The 18,428-nt window shown below is 34.9% G+C and carries 14 protein-coding genes; all 14 read left to right on the top strand.

Annotated elements, in window-relative coordinates:
• Positions 1-29 precede the first annotated feature (29 nt).
• The 14 genes from COX95_03445 to COX95_03380 all read left to right on the top strand — a co-directional run bounded on the left by COX95_03445 (position 30) and on the right by COX95_03380 (position 18,382).
• Entirely contained in the window at positions 30-632 is a 603-nt protein-coding gene (locus tag COX95_03445) for a hypothetical protein (GenBank protein ID PIZ85620.1), read from the top strand.
• A gap of 1 nt (position 633) precedes the next feature.
• Complete coding sequence (locus COX95_03440; protein ID PIZ85619.1) at positions 634-1,266, top strand: hypothetical protein; 633 nt, start codon at positions 634-636, stop codon at positions 1,264-1,266.
• A gap of 64 nt (positions 1,267-1,330) precedes the next feature.
• Positions 1,331-8,545 carry a hypothetical protein gene (locus tag COX95_03435; GenBank protein PIZ85618.1) on the top strand — a complete coding sequence of 2,405 codons (7,215 nt, stop codon included), beginning with the start codon at positions 1,331-1,333 and terminating at the stop codon, positions 8,543-8,545.
• A gap of 24 nt (positions 8,546-8,569) precedes the next feature.
• Positions 8,570-9,412, top strand: coding sequence for a hypothetical protein (locus COX95_03430; protein ID PIZ85617.1), 843 nt, complete (start codon positions 8,570-8,572; stop codon positions 9,410-9,412).
• A gap of 107 nt (positions 9,413-9,519) precedes the next feature.
• Positions 9,520-9,810 (top strand): endonuclease, encoded by a 291-nt coding sequence (locus tag COX95_03425; protein ID PIZ85616.1) that lies wholly within the window; start codon positions 9,520-9,522, stop codon positions 9,808-9,810.
• 83 nt (positions 9,811-9,893) lie between these two features.
• The gene (locus COX95_03420) at positions 9,894-10,433 is read left to right on the top strand and encodes a hypothetical protein (protein PIZ85615.1); all 540 of its coding nucleotides are present in this window, start codon (positions 9,894-9,896) and stop codon (positions 10,431-10,433) included.
• Positions 10,434-10,443: 10 nt separating this feature from the next.
• A complete protein-coding gene (locus tag COX95_03415; protein ID PIZ85614.1) occupies positions 10,444-10,845 on the top strand; it encodes a hypothetical protein in 402 nt (133 codons plus the stop codon).
• A 1-nt stretch (position 10,846) separates the two neighbouring features.
• Positions 10,847-12,280 (top strand): hypothetical protein, encoded by a 1,434-nt coding sequence (locus tag COX95_03410; GenBank protein ID PIZ85613.1) that lies wholly within the window; start codon positions 10,847-10,849, stop codon positions 12,278-12,280.
• Positions 12,267-12,812, top strand: a complete 546-nt coding sequence (locus COX95_03405; protein ID PIZ85612.1) for a hypothetical protein — start codon at positions 12,267-12,269, stop codon at positions 12,810-12,812. The genes COX95_03410 and COX95_03405 overlap by 14 nt, the downstream gene beginning before the upstream one ends.
• The gene (locus COX95_03400) at positions 12,812-13,006 is read left to right on the top strand and encodes a hypothetical protein (protein PIZ85611.1); all 195 of its coding nucleotides are present in this window, start codon (positions 12,812-12,814) and stop codon (positions 13,004-13,006) included. The genes COX95_03405 and COX95_03400 overlap by 1 nt, the downstream gene beginning before the upstream one ends.
• 64 nt (positions 13,007-13,070) lie before the next feature.
• On the top strand, positions 13,071-15,107 hold the full coding sequence (locus COX95_03395; protein PIZ85610.1) for a hypothetical protein: 2,037 nt from the start codon (positions 13,071-13,073) through the stop codon (positions 15,105-15,107).
• Positions 15,108-15,127: 20 nt separating this feature from the next.
• Entirely contained in the window at positions 15,128-17,326 is a 2,199-nt protein-coding gene (locus tag COX95_03390) for a hypothetical protein (protein ID PIZ85609.1), read from the top strand.
• 66 nt (positions 17,327-17,392) lie between these two features.
• Positions 17,393-17,791 carry a hypothetical protein gene (locus COX95_03385; GenBank protein PIZ85608.1) on the top strand — a complete coding sequence of 133 codons (399 nt, stop codon included), beginning with the start codon at positions 17,393-17,395 and terminating at the stop codon, positions 17,789-17,791.
• Between the two features lie 30 nt (positions 17,792-17,821).
• A complete protein-coding gene (locus COX95_03380) occupies positions 17,822-18,382 on the top strand; it encodes a hypothetical protein (GenBank protein PIZ85607.1) in 561 nt (186 codons plus the stop codon).
• The last annotated feature ends 46 nt before the right edge of the window (positions 18,383-18,428 follow it).

Genomic DNA, 18,428 nt, shown 5'->3' with positions numbered 1-18,428 from the left:
ATAATAATAAAGATAAAATAGGGCGGCAGGTGGTAACTAAAAATAATCAAAATCAGGGTTTAAATAACCAAGACAAGGCTTTTTCTATTAACAAAAAAGTGCTGATAATTTATACGGTTGCCATTGTTTTCTTGGGCATTACTTCCGGATTATTAGCCGGTTATAGTTTCGGTTTGCAAAAAGGCCAAGGTGACGTAAAAAAAATATTTGATATCTCGGATACTCTTTTAACGGCCAATGAAGCTTATAAAGTAGCCATGGTAAAGGCAAAGGCTTGGCAGGATGATGCCGGCTTAGCTTCAATTAGGCTTATTGCCCCAAGTGTTGATAATGACGGTAAATCCTCAAGCTGGGAAATGGCTTTTTATTCAGTAAAATCAAAAAGCGGATATAAGGTTTTGATTAAAGACGGCAATATTGCAAGTTCGCAAGGTATCGCTCTAGCGGTTACTGACACTTTAAAGGGAGCATGGCTAGATTCTCCCATAGTTTTAGAAAGAGTTTTAAATTCTTCAGGGGATGAATCACCTGATATAAAAGATCTGAATCTTAGTTATTTCAAAAACGAACATAAATGGATTTGGTCTGTAAATTATAAAAAAGGAAATATAACCGTAATAGCGGAGAAATAAGATGGAAGATATTAAAATTAGAAGAAGTAAAAAAATAGACTTAGTACAAAAAGATTCTGGTATGGTAAAAACGGACTATATACAGATTATTACTTCAAAATTTAATATATTTTCAATTTTTGCATTAATTATTGTTTTGATTATTTCTTGTACTATTGGTTTTTATTCGGGTTTTAGATCAGGGAAAAACTCGGTTGAAAACCGTCTCACAAAAATAACCCCAGACTCAACAGCCAAGGAAGCATATGATTTATCCTTTACAAAGGCACGTGTCTGGTCTGCCGATGCAGAACTCCAAAGAATTACATCTAAGGTAAGTGAAGTGAATAAGGAAGGGAAAGCAACCGGCTGGGGCTTAACGTTTTATTCTAAGAATAAAGACAAATCATATGAAATTTATGTAAAAGACGGCGAAATAAGATCAGCTGAAGAAGATAAGCCAATAATAAAAGATATGTTAAAAGGTGAGTGGAAAAACAGTGCGGAAGTATACAAAAGCGTGGAGTCTGTAGTTGGCGAGAAAAAAGATTTTAAAATTGAATCAATGGATTTAAGTTTTGATTCCAACGCAAAAAAATGGCTCTGGACAATTTCCTATAATAAAGGCGGTATGACCGTCAATGCAGAAAAATGATTAATAACAAGTCACGAGTTATTCAACGAAAATATGACAATAATCAATAGTTGGTAACTAAATTATGGTTTTGTTTATAAAGAAAAATAAAAAGCATTTTTTAAGATATTTTACCAAAATATCGATTTTATTAATTATTTTTGGATTTTTAGGTTCTTTTTTTGTACCATTTTTGTTTAGACAATCAGTAACACCTGTTCGTGCAGCAGTTCAAAATTATACGGTTAACTTTGCTACTAGCATCGAAGGTTTTACTTATGTTGATGAATCATGTACGGGTACTTGTACACAAGGCTATTTAGGAACAGACGGTAATCCTTCTGGTTCTCTTTTTGCTAAAGTTACTGCTAGGAATAAAAAGAATTTAGGTTATTTTAAAAAGACTCTTACATGGGAAGATATGGGAGTACCCGCAGGTGCTACTGTAAATAATGTTAATGGAAGCTTTGATGTTAAGCTTTTTCAAGAAACACATGCATCAACTCAATCAGTAGGCCTGAAAATTTATGATGGTGTCGATACAACAGGTGTGTTTGATGGCTTAGTTGACTTAGAAACAGAATTTGATCCGACTTCAAGTTCTTGGGTTACTAGAGATGTTGATGGAGCAAAAACAGTAAGTTCTGCTTATCAGGCTTCTAATATAAACGTAACTATAAGGATGCGCTCTGATGTTAATTCTGGGAATAACAATTCTGCATCAACCGAAGTAAGAATGGATACCCTTGTTTTTGCTATTGATTATACTTTGGCAGTTGCTAATCCAGATGCAACATCTTTTACAAATAATACTGATGGGACAATAACCGACGGAGGTCGTTCCTTACAGCAAATAACAATTACAGGAACTGGTTTTGGTGCTGATCCTGGGGCAGGAAATCGATCAACGGTTACTGATAATATAAAAATCGGAGGTTCTGGTGGGTATCAAATACCGGATGCAGATATAAGTTCTTGGAGTGATACACAAATTGTTTTTACTATACCGGCTGCTTGTATGTCTTATGGTGGTGTAACTAATAATGGTCTTTTAGTAACGGCTGGAGGTGTAGCAGATACCTCGCTTCTGACTTTTTATGTTTATCCAAATATAACAGGGGTTGGTGCTGGTAAAACAGTGGGGGATGTTACAGCCACAATCACAGGAGATCATTTAGGCACAACAAGGACTATGACAATTAATGGAGTATCAGCAACAATTGGAGGAGGCAGCACTGAAACTTCAGTTACCTTTACAGTGCCGGATACAATTTCTGGAACAGTTATCGTCTCAATAACAGCTCCCATAACCAAAACTTCCAATAATAACCAAAACTTCCAAATTTTGCCAAAAGTTACGGCAATTTCAACTACAAGCGGAGATTCAGGGTCAACATATTCAGGTATTTCATTAACCGGATCAGGTTTCCAATCTGTTTCTTCTGTAACCTTAACTTTAGGCACTCAAACAGTTACGGGATCTAGTTTTTCTTTATCTAATAAAAATAGCATTACTGGCGGTTCATTTAATTTAAATAATGCAACGCCTGGTCCAACAGCTGCTTACGGGGGAGTCTGGAATGTTAATTTAACAATTACAGACGCTATATTTGGAGCAACAGCAATTACTTATGCAAGTTCATTTACTGTGCGGCCTAAAATCATTGCGCCAACACCAACAGAGGCTCTTCAGGGAGCAACTATAACAATTTCCGGATATGGTTTTGGAACAGCAGGAACCCTTTACATTAATAATAACGGAACTGCAATTACTGAATCTACCCCTGGTGTTACTTGGACAAACACTTCAATCTCTGGAGTATCGGTTCCTTCTGATGCCACTATAAATACCGGCGGGATGTCTATTACGGTTGGGGCAGTTCAAAATTCGCCGGTTTATGGTTTTACTGTTTTGCCGCAGATCACTTCTCTGTCAGTAACAGAAGCAAGAGTGGGTGATACTATTACAATTAACGGTAATCATTTAGGTGTATCTGCCGGAACAATCTCCATAAACGGCGCGTCAGCCACTGGAACATGGGGCGATACTTCAATAACAGGAGTTGCAATACCTCTTACTGGAACAATAGATGGGTCAGTAACTATAACCACTAATGCGACTTATGGCACTAAAACATCAAACGGTATCACGTTTAAGATATTGCCAAGGATTACTTCAACTAATCCGGTAACAGGCACAGGTGCTAGAATTGGAGATGTTGTTGTTATAAACGGCGATCACTTTGGTCCTGCCGGGGCAATAACACTAGATGGACAGAATTCATCTACGGGGGTTACTTATGCTGATACTTCGATCTCAAACTTTACTATTCCGGCTACCATAAGTTCTGGACAGTCTTTAAATTTTGTTGTAACAAGGTCTTCTGATTCCAAAACTTCAAACAGTTATGCTTTTAAGATTTTGCCAAGAGTTACCACTTCACTATCGCCTACAGAAGGCAGGGTGGGTGATTTGCTTACTATTCAGGGAGATCATTTTGGGGGAGTCCAAGGAACAGGAAGCGTTATGCTCGGCTCAACTTCAGCACCAGTAACCTTATGGGGAGATACTTCAATAACAGTTACAGTACCGAATGATGCTGCTACAACAGTTGCTGTTCAAGTAACTAGAAATGGTGGTGATACCTCAAATAACAATATAACATTTACTATTTTGCCCCAAATCACTTCTATTACTCAGACTGAAGGAAGGGTGGGTGATACTATTACAGTTAACGGAAATCACTTTGGCGCAGTGCGGGGCGCAGGTACGGTTACTTTTGGTTCTATAATTGCTCCATCCGGCGATTATGTATCTTGGAATGCCGGAACTATTCAAGTTAAAATTCAAAATGATTCTTCTTACAATCTAGCTATTAAAGTAACCAGGGATGATACAAAGATATCTAATACAGATAAAACGATACTTATACTTCCCCAGATAACGTCTATTGTTCCAACTGATGTTCTAGTTGGTGATACTGTAACTATTGCAGGTAATCACTTTGGCGCAGCTAAAGGAACTAATGGAAAAGTAACTATGGGGACAACTGATGTTGCAGGAGGCGATTATGTATCTTGGGGAGATAATTCTCTTCAGGTAAAAGTTCCCAATGATTCAGGCGGAACAATAGCTGTTGTAACAACAAGAGATGGAGACTTAAAAACTTCTAATAATGATAAAACCGTAAGTATTATGCCTCAAGTTACCGGCATATCCGTAACAGAAGCTAGAGTTGGTGATACTATAACTATTTCTGGAAATCATTTTGGCGCAGTTCGTGGTGCAGGTTATGTAACTTTTGGTTCAACTAATGCGCCTGCAGGAGATCATGTTTCTTGGGGCGATTCTTCTATACAAGTAAAAGTTCAAAATGACTCTGGTTATACGGTAGCAGTGAAAGTAACCAGAGATGATACTAAATCATCCAACACTGACAAGAGTATTCTCCTTTTGCCTCGAATTGCCAGTGTTACTGCTGAGGCTCGCGTAGGAGGTACTATTACTTTAACCGGAGACCACTTTGGCACTCAGGGTGCTTCAAGCCAGGTAACGGTAGGCTCTACTGTTGCAGGTATAGGTACTTGGAATGAAGGGTCTATAACTGCTACTGTTCCTAATGATCCTAGTTATACCGTAGCTGTTGTTGCAAGACGGCATAGTGATTTAAAAGATTCTAATAATGATAAGACAATGTTAATTTTACCAAGAGTCACTTCTGTTACTTCTGAATCTCGTGTAGGCGGTTCTGTAACAGTATCCGGAGATCATTTTGGCAATCAGGGTGCTAGTAGTAAAATAACTTTCGGTTCTACAGACGGCACTATTGGTACATGGTCAGAAACTTCTATTACTGCCACTGTTCCCAATGATTCAGGAACAACTGTAGCAGTTGTTGCAACAAGACATAGTGATTTAAAAACAAGTAATAATGATGTGACGTTACTTATTCTTCCTCAACTTTCCAGTATAAGTGTAACAGAAGGAAGGGTAGGTGATACGATCACATTAACAGGTAATCACTTTGGTGCCGTTCGTGGTACAGGTAAAGTTACCTTTGGCACAACTGATGTTCCTTCTGGTGATTATGTATCGTGGGGAGCTAATTCTATCCAAGTTAAAATCCAAAATGATGCAGGTTATACGGTTGCTGTTAAAGTAACCAGGGATGATACTAAAACATCAAATACCGATAAAACAATTTTGATTTTACCACAGATTACTTCTGTAAATTCAGAAGCGCGCGTAGGAGATTCTATAACAATTTCAGGAAATCACTTTGGCGCCACCCAGGGGGCAGGTAAAGTTACAATAGGCACAACTGATGTAAGCTCTGGTCTAACGTGGTCTACTACTTCTGTTTCTTTAAATTTACCTAATGATTCGGGTATTACTGTGGCAGTTGTTGTTACTAGAGATGATGCAAAAACAAGTAATAATAATTACACTTTGATAATTCTTCCTAAGGTTACATCCGTAACTTCAGAAGCACGTGTAGGGGATTCTATAACAATTTCCGGTGATCATTTCGGCGCTGTTCAAGGTGGAGGAAAAGTTACTGTAGGCACCACTGATGTTACAGCCGGTTTGACATGGGGAGCCACTTCAATATCATTTGCTTTACCAAATGATTCAGGCATTACAGTCGCGATTGTTGTGACTAGGAATGATACTAAAACATCTAATAATGATAAAACCCTATTAATACTTCCAAGAATAACAAGCTTGAATAATGCCGTAACTCAAAATTCTTCGTATCAAGGCGATATTATTACTATAATAGGAGATCATTTTGGCAGTAATGGAAGTGTAGTAATAAATGGAGAATCGGCAACTATAAACGGATCTTATGGAGCATCCGGCGGAACTCAAATTACAAACGTTGCAGTTCCTGTTATACCTGACGGTAATGAGGCTGGCAACATTGTTGTTACAAGAACAAATCCTGCACCAGATAAAAATACTAATAATTGGTCTTTTACTTGTTTACCTAAAATAACTTCAGTTGATGTTACAGCATCCGGTTATGGTATTACTGTTGAGAATGGAGTAACTGGCGCTAGATATGAGGATACTTTAAGGATTAACGGTAATCATTTTGGTACACAAGGAGCAAACAGCAGAATTATGTTTGGATCAACTGTTGCATCAATAGGAAGTTGGTTAACAACTACCATTGAAACAACAGCGCCAAATGATCCAGGTTATTCAGTTTCTTTGATCGCAAGAAGGCATAGTGATTCAGTCAACAGTAATAATTATTCTTTTGATTATTTACCTAGAGTAACAGGATTTACATGCAGTGGTAGTGGATGTACAACAGGGGTTGCCGGCGGATTCGCTGGAGGCGGAACCTTAGTAGCTATTGATGGTGATCATTTTAGGCCTGATCCAGGAGCTGGGAATAGATCGTCTGCTTCTTATAATATTAAGTTTAATGATTTTAATGGCAATCCATTATTAACCCCAAATGGCGATTTTAATGGTTGGGCAGAAAATCAGATAGGGGTATATATACCAAGCGGTGCTTCTAGTGGTCCTGTGAATTATGCTGCCAGAATTCAGGTAACAGCCAACAGTAAAACAAGCAACTTAGATGCGTCACATACTCGTTTTGATATTAAACCAAAAATAACAGGCATTAATCCTAATACTGCTGAAAATAGCAATCCTGTTACGGTGACTATAACAGGTAAAGGTTTCCAGCCAAAAACAGCTAGTACAGATTCAAGGTTAGTGAAAACCGGTCAGTCAGATATTGTAGCTGCAAATGGCGATATAACTGTTTCATCGGCAACATCAATGTCAGCTGCTTATAATATTGTGTATAAAACAATAGGCTATTGGAAATTAACTGTTACTAATCCAGAAGGTTATGTTGCAGAATGGGGTGACGGTAGCACATCTGGTTTCTTTATAACAGCATCTGTCCCAACCGTAACTGGAGTAGATCCAGCAGAAGGAACACAAAATGACACAGCTTTGCAACTAACTATTACAGGAGATAATTTTGTAAATTTATCTAGTCCAAAGTGTTATTTATCAGGTCCCACCCAGATCAATGCTGATACAGTATATGAGGATAGCGCAATACAGATAAGATGTGTGGTTAATCTTTCTGGTAAGCCAACAGGTCAGTATAGTGTAAATGTTAAGAACCAAGCGGGTGTTGGTACTTTATCAAATGGGTTTACTATTTTAAGCAATGTTCCGGCTGATCCATCTGATCTTATTCAATCTAAAACTCAAGGTGGCGCAGCTTTATCACCTGAATCTGGAATTAACCAGACCAATATTTGGTTTCACACAGATATGTATTCTGCGGTAGCAGGAAATTTAACGCCAGAAGTTGAGCTTAAGCCTAACGGAGTTCCTTTTGATGGTAATGGTCTTATTCTAGGTTCGTCAGTGAGTTATCCTACACCAAAAACTACAGTTGATGGCTGGGTGCAGGCTACGGTAGTCAATGGTAATGAATATCATTGGCGGATTAGAGTTAAAAACGCAAACGGCGATAGCGCATGGGTTAATTTTGGCGGTGATCCTGTAAATTCCAAAGACTTTTATTGTGATACAGTAGCTCCTACTATAACCGGTATTTCTACATCCGGTGTTTCTGATGTTTCCGCAACTATTAATTGGAGTGTTAATGAAGACGCTACAAAACAAGTAGAATACAATACAACAGGTAGTTGGCCTGGAACCTTGCAGCCTAACCCAACTAGTGGTTATAGCGTTGGGGCGCAAGCTGTTACTATAACAGGTTTGTCACCCTCAACAACATATTATTTCAGAGTAAAAGCAATCGATAAGGCAGGAAATGAAGCAATTTGTGGTAACAGCGTTGATAGTCCAACACATTGTGCTGAAAATGGTTCTTTTGTAACTTTGGCAACTAGGCCGTTAAAAACAGTAGAGTTATTTATTGGACAAGATACAGACACTAGAACAAGCGGGAACGGCGTACCGGGCGGGTTTGCATTTAATATCTATATACCAGAAGGCAACCCGACCATTAAATCAGCCTTTTTCGAAATCACTGGCGTTTCAGGAACTGCAAACCCCTTAGTAATAACAACTGATATAGATAGTGCAAATCAAAAAGTATTTAATCTAAGCACTGGAAACAATTCTTATCTTAAGACTTATTATGATGCTACTTCTTATTTTTATGGGATTATAAATGATAGTGGAACATATCCGGCAACAGATGCTTATCATCTTAACATCGTTGGAAATGGTGGTGATGTATCTCTTTGGGGAGCAAAGCTTACATTAACATATACTTATTCGCCATAAAGATTAGTTATTAAAAGGTATATATTGTTTAAGAAAATATTTAATAATTTTATTATTGTAGTGCTTATTGTTACTACATTTTTCCCATTTCAGGTTAACGCTTCATCTGTTAATCTTCTTAAAACTACCAAGTTTTTTGTTGGGCAGAGGGAAAATGTTACTAATTCAGTGGATAGCGGTTCTTTTGAATTTGAGGTTTTTATTTCCGAAAGAGATCCGGAGATGAAAAGTGCTTTTATTGAATTCTCGGGTGTTAGTAGGGAGACAAACGAAAATCAATTATCTATCACTTTAACCGCCTATCAAATCAATCCTACTGTTGATCCTAATTCTGCAAGTTATGTCAAAAGTTTTAATGTTAAAACCAACTCTAACTCTTCCCATTTTTCTATTCTTTATGATGCCAAAACCGCATTTTCACCACCAATGCTTACAAATCCCGGTCAATATAGATATAAGCTTGATTATAATCTCAACGGAGCCAGTGTTTCTTTGATTGGCGCCAAATGCATATTAACTTATAAATATTCATTACCTAGCGGTAATTATGCAGAAAATGGAGAGATTTTCTCCTCTGTTTATGATACAGGGGTAAGCGTTGCTTATAATTCAATATGGTGGGAAGTTATTTCAAAACCTGAAAATACTAATATAAGATTACAGCTTGCTTCTTCTGATAACTCTTCGGGTCCATGGAATTTTGTCGGTTCAGACGGAACTGCTTCTACCTATTATACTGTGCCAGGAGAAGCAATTAGCGTTACTCATAATAATGAAAGGTATATAAAATATAAAGTGCTTTTAAGTACTTCTGACCCTAACAGCACTCCAGTTGTTGGAAAAGTAATAATAAATTATTCACCATGAATCAATTATTAGATTGATACAGTGCCCCATAGTCATTTCTGTCTTCCTTCTGTCATTCCTGAACTTTCGTCATTCCTGCGAAGGCAGGAATCCAGCAAAATAACATTATGAAAAAGTCTTACATTTATATAATGGCAAATAAAAGAAATGGGACTTTATATACCGGAGTAACTTCCGATTTAATAGGAAGAGTTTATCAACATAAAAATAATTTAGTTGAAGGGTTTTCCAAAAAGTATCAAACACATATATTGGTTTATTTTGAAGAACATGGGAATATTGAACAAGCTATTATAAGAGAAAAGCAAATTAAGAAGTGGAGAAGGAATTGGAAGTTAAGGCTTATTGAAAAGAAAAATCTAGCCTGGGAAGATTTATACGAAGAAATAACAAAGTAAGATCTGGATTCCCGCTTGCGCGGGAATGACGGGTAGAGATAACAATTTAACAATATAATGATGTAATAATGAGTTAGGGAACAATGAAACAATGGAACAATGAAACAATGGAACGAGGGGTAACTTTAATTGAGCTTGTAATATACGTAGCTATTTTGGGTTTTGTTACAATCGCTGTTGTGAGTATGGTTTATCCGGTTCTAAAGGCATCTAATAGAAGCTCTGCTTCTACTGAAATTCAGCAGAATGGCCGTTTTATTCTGGAAAAATTAAATCAGGACATAGGTAAGGCAGAAAGCGTTAATCAGCCCACCGAAGGTTCTCCTACATCAGATTCTTTATCGCTTCATATGAGCGATGGCAAAGATACTGTTTATGAGATAAATTCGGGTGTTCTCACTATTAAGATTTATGAAGGCGCCAATTTATTAGAGACTACTGAGCTAACAACAAAAGCGGTATCTTTTAAAAAAAGAAACACAGGTAGTGATTTTCCTTACTTTAGATTGGTAAAAAATACCGGTTCAAAGCCCACAGTTCAAATCAATTTTCGTATAGAGTATAAAAAAGGAACAGAAATTATTCTTTTTCAGGATTACCAAACAACAGTTTCTCTTAAATAGGAATAGATTTATGGATAATAAAGGGTCAGCATTGCTTATAACAACGATAGTGGTTACTAGTATATTATTAGTTATAGGTTTAACCTTGGGTGCAGTTTCTTTTGGTGAGCTGAATATAAGCAATAATGATAGAAAGGCCAGACAAGCTCTTTCTATGGCAGAAGCAGGGGCGAGAGATGGTTTAGTAATGGTAACCAGAAATAAGAACTTTCAGAGCTCTGGTTATGTTTTGCAGCTTTCTGGAGGTTCTGCTACAATTACAGTTGAGCGCAATCAGCCAATATCAGGGAAAACAACCATAATTTCTTCAAGCCAAGTTGATGACGTAAAAAAAAGAATAAAAGTTATAGTTTCAGTTGATAATGATGGAAAGGTAGTTCAAGACAGTTGGCAAGAAGAGGAGGTTCCATAATTTGAAGTACGCTACTGGTATACAAATAACCGGCGAAAATATTTACGTACAAAATATTAAAGAAAATAGAAAAAAATCTATTATTTTTTCTAATGTTTTAAAATATCCATGCAAAATAAATGATTTTAATAACGATGAAGACATAAGCAATTTAGAGAAAAACCTTAATATTATATATAAGAAAAATAGATCATTTTTTAAAAAATCAGAAATTATTGTAACTTTTCCTGATAATTTATCTTATATCAGCAGTGAATATGTGCCTATAAACACTCCGCAGGAAGAACTTTCATCAGCTATTGAATTAAACGTGGAGTTAGATGTTCCTTTTGATAAGTCGGATAGCCTCATCCATTGGCAAGAGATACCGAATGTTAGAGGAGAAAGAAATAAAAAAGAATATTTAATATCCACTTCTTCCAAATTTTTAATAAACAAATTAGTTGGGATATTTACAAAAGCAAAAGTCATTTCCTATGCTTTTGAGACTTACACTTCTTCTCATTTAAGAACAGCCCTTGATAAGCAGGAGACTTTTGTAGGAGTGATATACCGTGACTGCGAGCTTGCTTTGTATGTTTATGAAAAGAAAGGCTTAAGATTTGTAGAAAGCAGTAAGATTATTAAATCTAATAACTATTTGCAAGATATAGTTTTGGAAATTATTAAAGTATTAAATTTTTATACATCCGATAAAAAGGGGTTAATATTGGATTCTTTTCATTTTGATATTGATAGTAGTTCCGAAGCTAAAAAAATTATTAGTTTATTAGAAAATAAGTTGTCTGCAAAGATCAAGATAGTTGAAAGAAAACCAGAACTTAAGGATATTGATAATCTCAGCTTATCAGGAGCTTCTCTTAGGGGGATTAAGGCCAGGCAAGATGATACGGAGATTAGTCTTTTGCCCTTAGGTGTTAAAGAGGAGTATGAGAAAGAAAAAAGCTTCCTTATTTATAACGCCATTGGTAATATTTTTAGCGTTTTAGTAATTATTATTTTATTGCTTTTTTTAGGTTTTGCATTTTTTCTCAATCAATTCAGGGCAGATTTAGATAATAGAATTTCAATAAACGCAACAAAGACAAACCCTGCCTATAAGGGCCTAGAAGAAAAATCAAAGGATTTTAATAATCAAGTAAAAAGAATGAAAGAATTAGAATCTTCAAAGCAGGAGATTGAAAAAAAATTCTCAGTGGCTTTAGGAAATTTACCAGGCAGTGTTAGACTAACCAAGATTTCATTTGATGCAGCAAAAAGCAATCTGATTATTGAAGGAATATCAGCCAAAAGAGAGGGTGTTTTAGAATATAAGGATAATCTTGAAAAAGCTTCTTATTTTTCTGAGATTGATTTGCCTCTATCATCTATTTCACAGAAAGAGAATACAATTTTTAAGATTACCTTGAAGACAGGAAAAAATGAGAAAAAATAAATCTTTAAATTTTGCTTTAATCAAGATAATATTTGCAATAACAGTTTCTTTGTTAGTTGTGTTTTATTTTAATTCAGCTGTAAAGAGAGATATAAATGAAATAAAACAAAAACAGGCGCTTAAAGAGGCATTAAATCATCAATCAACAACTCAAAGTGCTTTAGAGAAAGAATACAAGCAGTTGGAACCGGGTTGGATATCTTTTTCCGAAATATTCCCATTAAAAGATAAGCTTAGTCCGTTTTTGGATTCTTTAGAGTCTTTAGCTTCCCAAACCAATAATACCCAGACAATTAGTTTTACAGAAGGTAAGGAAGCTTCTAAGAGTAAAATAGTAAGCGACACAAATAATGTAGCGTTAGAGGTTAATTTAAAGGGAAAGCTTAACGCTATAAATCAGTATTTATCCGGTTTAGAAAATCTTAAATATTATACAACCATAGAATCAATAAATATTACAGCTTCTTCGGAGGGGTCATTAGATTTATCAGCTATTGCAATAATTAAGTTTAGAGTTTATACGAGGGATTAATGAATCGTTTAGGAAATCGAAAATTTAGAATTATATTTTTATCAACAACAATATTTTTTATGATAGGTCTTGTTTCTTTTTCGATATTTTTCGTTGCTAAAGAATTAAGATTAATTACTAGCAATAAAACAGATTATCAATCTCAGCCGGCACACTTTGATATTGAAGGTTATGAGTCTTTGCAAAAGAAATAAGATTTAGCTCATTGGTCATACTTAAAATATTGTTTATAATATAAGGAGTAAAAAGGACGGTTACATGTTTGTAAAATCCTCTTCTTTAAAGAAAATAAGTATTGATTCGTATATACATGAACTGTTTGAAAATTTTCAGGATATAGTTGTTGTTTTGGATTTTCAAGGGAAAATTGTCTACTTAAGTAAAGTAACCCTGAAGAAACTTGGTTATAAGGAAGAAGAGGTTATTGGGAAAAATTTCTTTGATTTATTTATCAGAAAAGAAATAAGAAAAAGGTTAAAGATAATTTTTAGTAGTTTAATATCCAAGAAAAAAACCTTTCAAATCTACGAGAACGATATCTTGAAGAAAAATGGATCAAGACTTTTTGTTTCTTGGAGAAATATTTATTTTAAGGCCGCTGGGGCTGATTTGATTCTTTCTATAGGTGTTGATAAAACTAGTGATAATAAGACAAAGGAAGATCTAGAAAGAAAAGAAGAAAAATTTAAAAAAACTACAGATGATTGGGAGCAGACATTCAACTCTATAAATGATCTTGTCGCTATACTTGATAAAGATCTTAATGTCATCCGTGCGAACAAGAAAGCAGCTGAGCTCTCAGGAAAAAAATTTGATCCTAATAAGTCGATAAAATGTTTTAATTTTTTTCAAGGCAATAAGGGTATTTGTGAAGGGTGCGTTGTTCGCAATGTTTTAAGGGATAAAAAACCTCGTGATATTTTAATAGATATTTTTGGCAACAGAAAATATCATTTATGGTTTTATCCGATTCTTGATGAAGACGGAAAAATACAACAGGTGATTGAATACGGTAAAGATGTTACATTAGAAGAAAGAGTAAAGAAAGAAAATAGTGTTTTAGTAGATGCTATGGACAAAGCCATAGACCCCATTCTGATAGTTAGCTTGAATGGTTCTATAGTAAATTGGAATAAGGGTGCCGAAAAGGTGTTTGGTTACAAAGTTAATGAGATTGTAGGGGAATCATTTATAAGGATTATTCCAGAAGATAAACACGTTGAAACAAAGCGTATATTCGAAAAAATATTAAAAGATAAAAATCATGTATACGAAAGCGTAAGACTAAAAAAGGATAAAACATTAATACCTATTTTATGTAGCTCTTTTGTATTAGAGGATGATAAGGGTAATCCAAGCGGAGTCGCTTCTTTTATGAGGGATATATCCGATCTTAAAGAAAAAGAAGTGCAGCTGATAAAAGAGAAAAATCATTACGAAAAATCAAAGCAAGAATGGGAATTGATTTTTGATTCCTTGTCTGATTATATTATTTTATTAGATAAGGATCTTCATATTATTAATGCTAACAAAAAAGCTAGGGAAGATTTGAAGATTAAAAATTTTAACAGTATAAAGACTCAAAAGTGTTTCGAGATAACACAAAAACTTACGGATCGTTGCCCGGGATGTCAGGTAAAGGAGCTAATTAAGACAAAAAAACCTATAAATTTTTCTATGAAATATGGCGCAAGAATTTTTGATGTTTGGCAATACCCCGTGTTAGATAATGCAGGGAATATCGATAATATTATAGAATATTCCAGAGATGTTACCGAGGAGCAGTTATTTAAAGAGAAAAATCTCTTTTTGGCAAATATAATTCGTGATTCCTTAGAGACAATCATAGTAATTGATTTTAATATGAAAATATTAGAGTGGAATCATGGCGCAGAAGAGCTGCTTGGTTATAAGAGAGAAGAGATGATAGGGAAATCTGTATTTACAATTATTCCCCAAAGCAGAGTAGAAGAAACTAAATCTTGTTTTAATCAGATTATGGCTAACGAATTTCATGTATTTGAAAGCGAACGAATAACCAAAAACAAAAAAAGAATACCCGTGTCAGTATTTGCATATTTGATTGAAGATTCAAGCGATAAACCTATAGCAGTATCAACATTTGTTAGAGATATTTCTGACATTAAAAAACAGGAGCATAGCTTAAATGAGCATCTAGAGATATTGGAGCAAAAAAATAAAGAGTTGAATACTCTGGAGAAAATTGTTGTATCGAGGGAATTGAAAATGATTGAGCTAAAAAAAGAAATTAATAAATTTAAACAAGGCAAATAATAGTTTTATTTTAAAATTGTATGTTAGGATTTTTTCTTTTATTTTTCGGAATTTTGATGATTATCTATTCGGCACTTAGGTGTCTGAAGGTTTTTAAATATGTAAGACTAAGCAGTTATAAAAATCTTTGGCGCTTGATGTTTGTATTAATTATCGCTTTTTTCTTCGGCTATGTTGCATTTACATTCATCCATTTTAAAGAAATAAAAGTAAATACTGATTTTCTTACTATAATCATTTTTGCCGCCGGATCTATTTATGTATTGATGACGGTTGATTTAATTTACAAAACCTTAGAAGAGGATGCAATACTTCAAAGAACTACCCAGGAATATGCGGAAAAATTGGAAGAAATGTTTCAGAAAAAAGCTGTTGATTTACAGTTTAAAAACACAGATTTAGAGAAGATGATTGCAGAATTAACTGATTCAAAAAAGGCTATGCTTAATATTCTTGAGGATATGAATATATCCGAGGAAGAACTTGAAGTTGCTCTTGTTCAATCTGAATCTTTAACAAAAGTTTCTCAGTCTGTGGTATGGGCAAAAGAATTTTCTAAGTTGGTAGCTGTGGTTACAAGAATAGTTGTTCAAAGCATGGAGGCCAGAAGAGTCATACTTTTTATATACAATAAAGAAACGAATAGATTAGAAGCACAGAATGGAAGTTCTGGCTTAAATAATAAGCAAACAGATACACTGAAAATTGATATAAATAAATCACTTAATGGCATAGCATTTTCAGAAAAAAAGATTATGATATCTGATCATGCACAGTCTGATCAGAGGATTTATCGGACTCCGGTATTAAGTGCAGATACTGTAATAATTAGTCCTATTATTGACGGTAAGAATGTCATGGGTACTGTTTGCTGCTTAGATTCTAAGAAAGATATCAATAATGAAAAAACTATAAATTTTTATGAAAAGCTTTGTAAGGTTATAAGTGTTGTAATAAGTAATGCCACTCTTCTTAATAAGATTCAGGTTAAAGAGAACGAAGAACAGGCAATATTGAAAAGCATTGGTAGCGGTCTTTTAGTGGTTGATGATAAAGGTTTCGTTTTAGAAATGAATAAAACTGCCGAAGAAAATTTTGGTGTAAAAAGAGAAAATATTTTGCATAAAAGTGTTCAGGGTATATTAGGTTTTGAAAATCTAGAAAAAACTCTTACTAATTTTGTAGCGCCAGTAAATCATAAAGATTTCATACTCAAGGGAGAAAGGATAAGCTGTCTTTTCAAGGATGGGAAATATTTATGTATGAAAGATAGTAAGGCAAAAATAAAATTTCCTAATGATAAATTATTAAGAACAGCTATCCAAAAGGTAATGAATTTAACTTTCGAGAAGACCACCGGGCTTACTTATTCGGCTATAATTTCTCCTATTATTAGTGATAAGGATAACGATAATGATAATGGAATTATAATAGGGCAAGTATTAATAATAACTGATATAACAAAAGAAATCACAATGAATAAAGCTAAGGATGTATTTTTATCGGTAACCTCTCATGAACTTAGAACTCCAATGACAGCTATTTCCGGCAATTTAAGAATGGTTTTAGATGGAGAGGCCGGTAAAATAGATAATTATACAAGAGAGTTTCTTGAGGATGCTTATTCAGGAAGTCAGCGATTGTTAATCTTAGTAGAAGATATGCTTAATGTCTCAAGGATTGAACAGGGTAGAATGGTATATCATATGTCCAATTTCAATATTGTCGAATCTGCTCATAGAGTAATAGAGTATTTAAAAAATATTGCCAAAGGAAAAGGTCTTTATATCAAATATTCTCCCAAAAAGCAGAGTATGCTCCTATTAGGCGATGAAGGGAAGGTATCGGAAGTCCTTACTAATTTAATGGGAAACTCATTGAAATTTACAGAGAAAGGCGGGATTACTATCAACCAAAAAGTTAAGGGTAAATATCTGGTTACTTATATAAGTGACACCGGAGCAGGTTTAAAGAAAGAAGACAGATCAAAACTCTTCCAGAAATTTTTTCAGGTTAATCTTACTCTTACTAACCAAAAGGGCGGAACAGGTTTAGGATTATATATATGCAGACAATATATGAAAGCCATGGGTGGGGATATTTGGATAGAGAAATCTGTTTTTGGCAAAGGAACAACTTTTGCTTTTTCTCTGCCAATCGCAAAAAAGAAAACAAAAGAACAAGAAGATTCATCGACCCGTAAAAAAATCATGATTTAGGTGATAGCGGAGCGTATAAATGATTGCAATTGAACCGTATTTCTGGTAAAATATAATAAAAGTATAATGTTTGAGGCAAGAGTGCGCATTTTGTTGGTAGATGACGACCAATTAATGACAAGAATGTACGAACGAAAATTCAAATTCGAAGGTCTTGATATTGTTATAAAATATAACGGTAAAGAAGCTTTGGATTTATTAAAAAAAGATAACAAATTTGACGTTATCTTATTGGACATTATGATGCCTGAAATGAATGGTTTTGAATTCTTAGAAGCTCGTGGTAAAATTAAGAATATTGCTAATATACCTGTGTTGCTACTTACCAATCTTAGTATGAGTAATGGTAATGATGAACAGAAAGCCTATAAATTAGGAGCTGTCGGATTTATGGTTAAATCTCGGCTTCAGCCTAATGATGTGGTAGAGGCTGTTCGAAAATGCAAAAAAGAGCATTCTAAATAATTTTTATAACAAATTTTTCTAGGAGGATAAATACAAAGAAAAATTGGAAAGAAAGGGTTTACATTAATTGAGCTTTTGGTTGTTATCGCAATCATCGGTATTTTAGCCGCGGTTATTGTGTTAGTTATTAATCCTGTTGAAATGATGAAAAAAAGCCGTGATTCGCAAAGAATATCGGATATGGGCACTATCCAAACAGCCATAAATTTAGCCTTAACCGACGGGAAATCCTTTACTGCATTTACTGAGAATGAAACTTACGCTACAGCGGCAACAACTACTGTTTATGCTACAACTGCTACCCCGGCAACTACGGGTACGGCTGTACAGAGTAATACAGGTACCGGTTGGGTACCGTTAGATTTCTCAACGGTATCATCCGGCGCGCCTATTTCCGCCCTGCCATTAGACCCACAGAATAGCGTCACCAGCTTTTACAGATTTATACATGATGGTGCCGGGCATTACAAAATTGACTGTGCTTTTGAATCGACCGAATACACAACAACTCAAGATAAAGACGGTAAAGACGGCGGTAATAACGCAAATCGTTACGAAGTAGGTAATGACTTAGCTGTTGCCACGGGTTAATCTACATTATAGCTTAAACTGAATTTAAACCCCGATATTGATCGGG

This window comes from bacterium CG_4_10_14_0_2_um_filter_33_32 (assembly GCA_002792735.1).
In the GTDB taxonomy this organism is placed as follows: Bacteria; Patescibacteriota; CPR2_A; order CG2-30-33-46; family CG2-30-33-46; genus CG2-30-33-46.
This window is presented reverse-complemented; position numbering and strand designations above follow the sequence as displayed.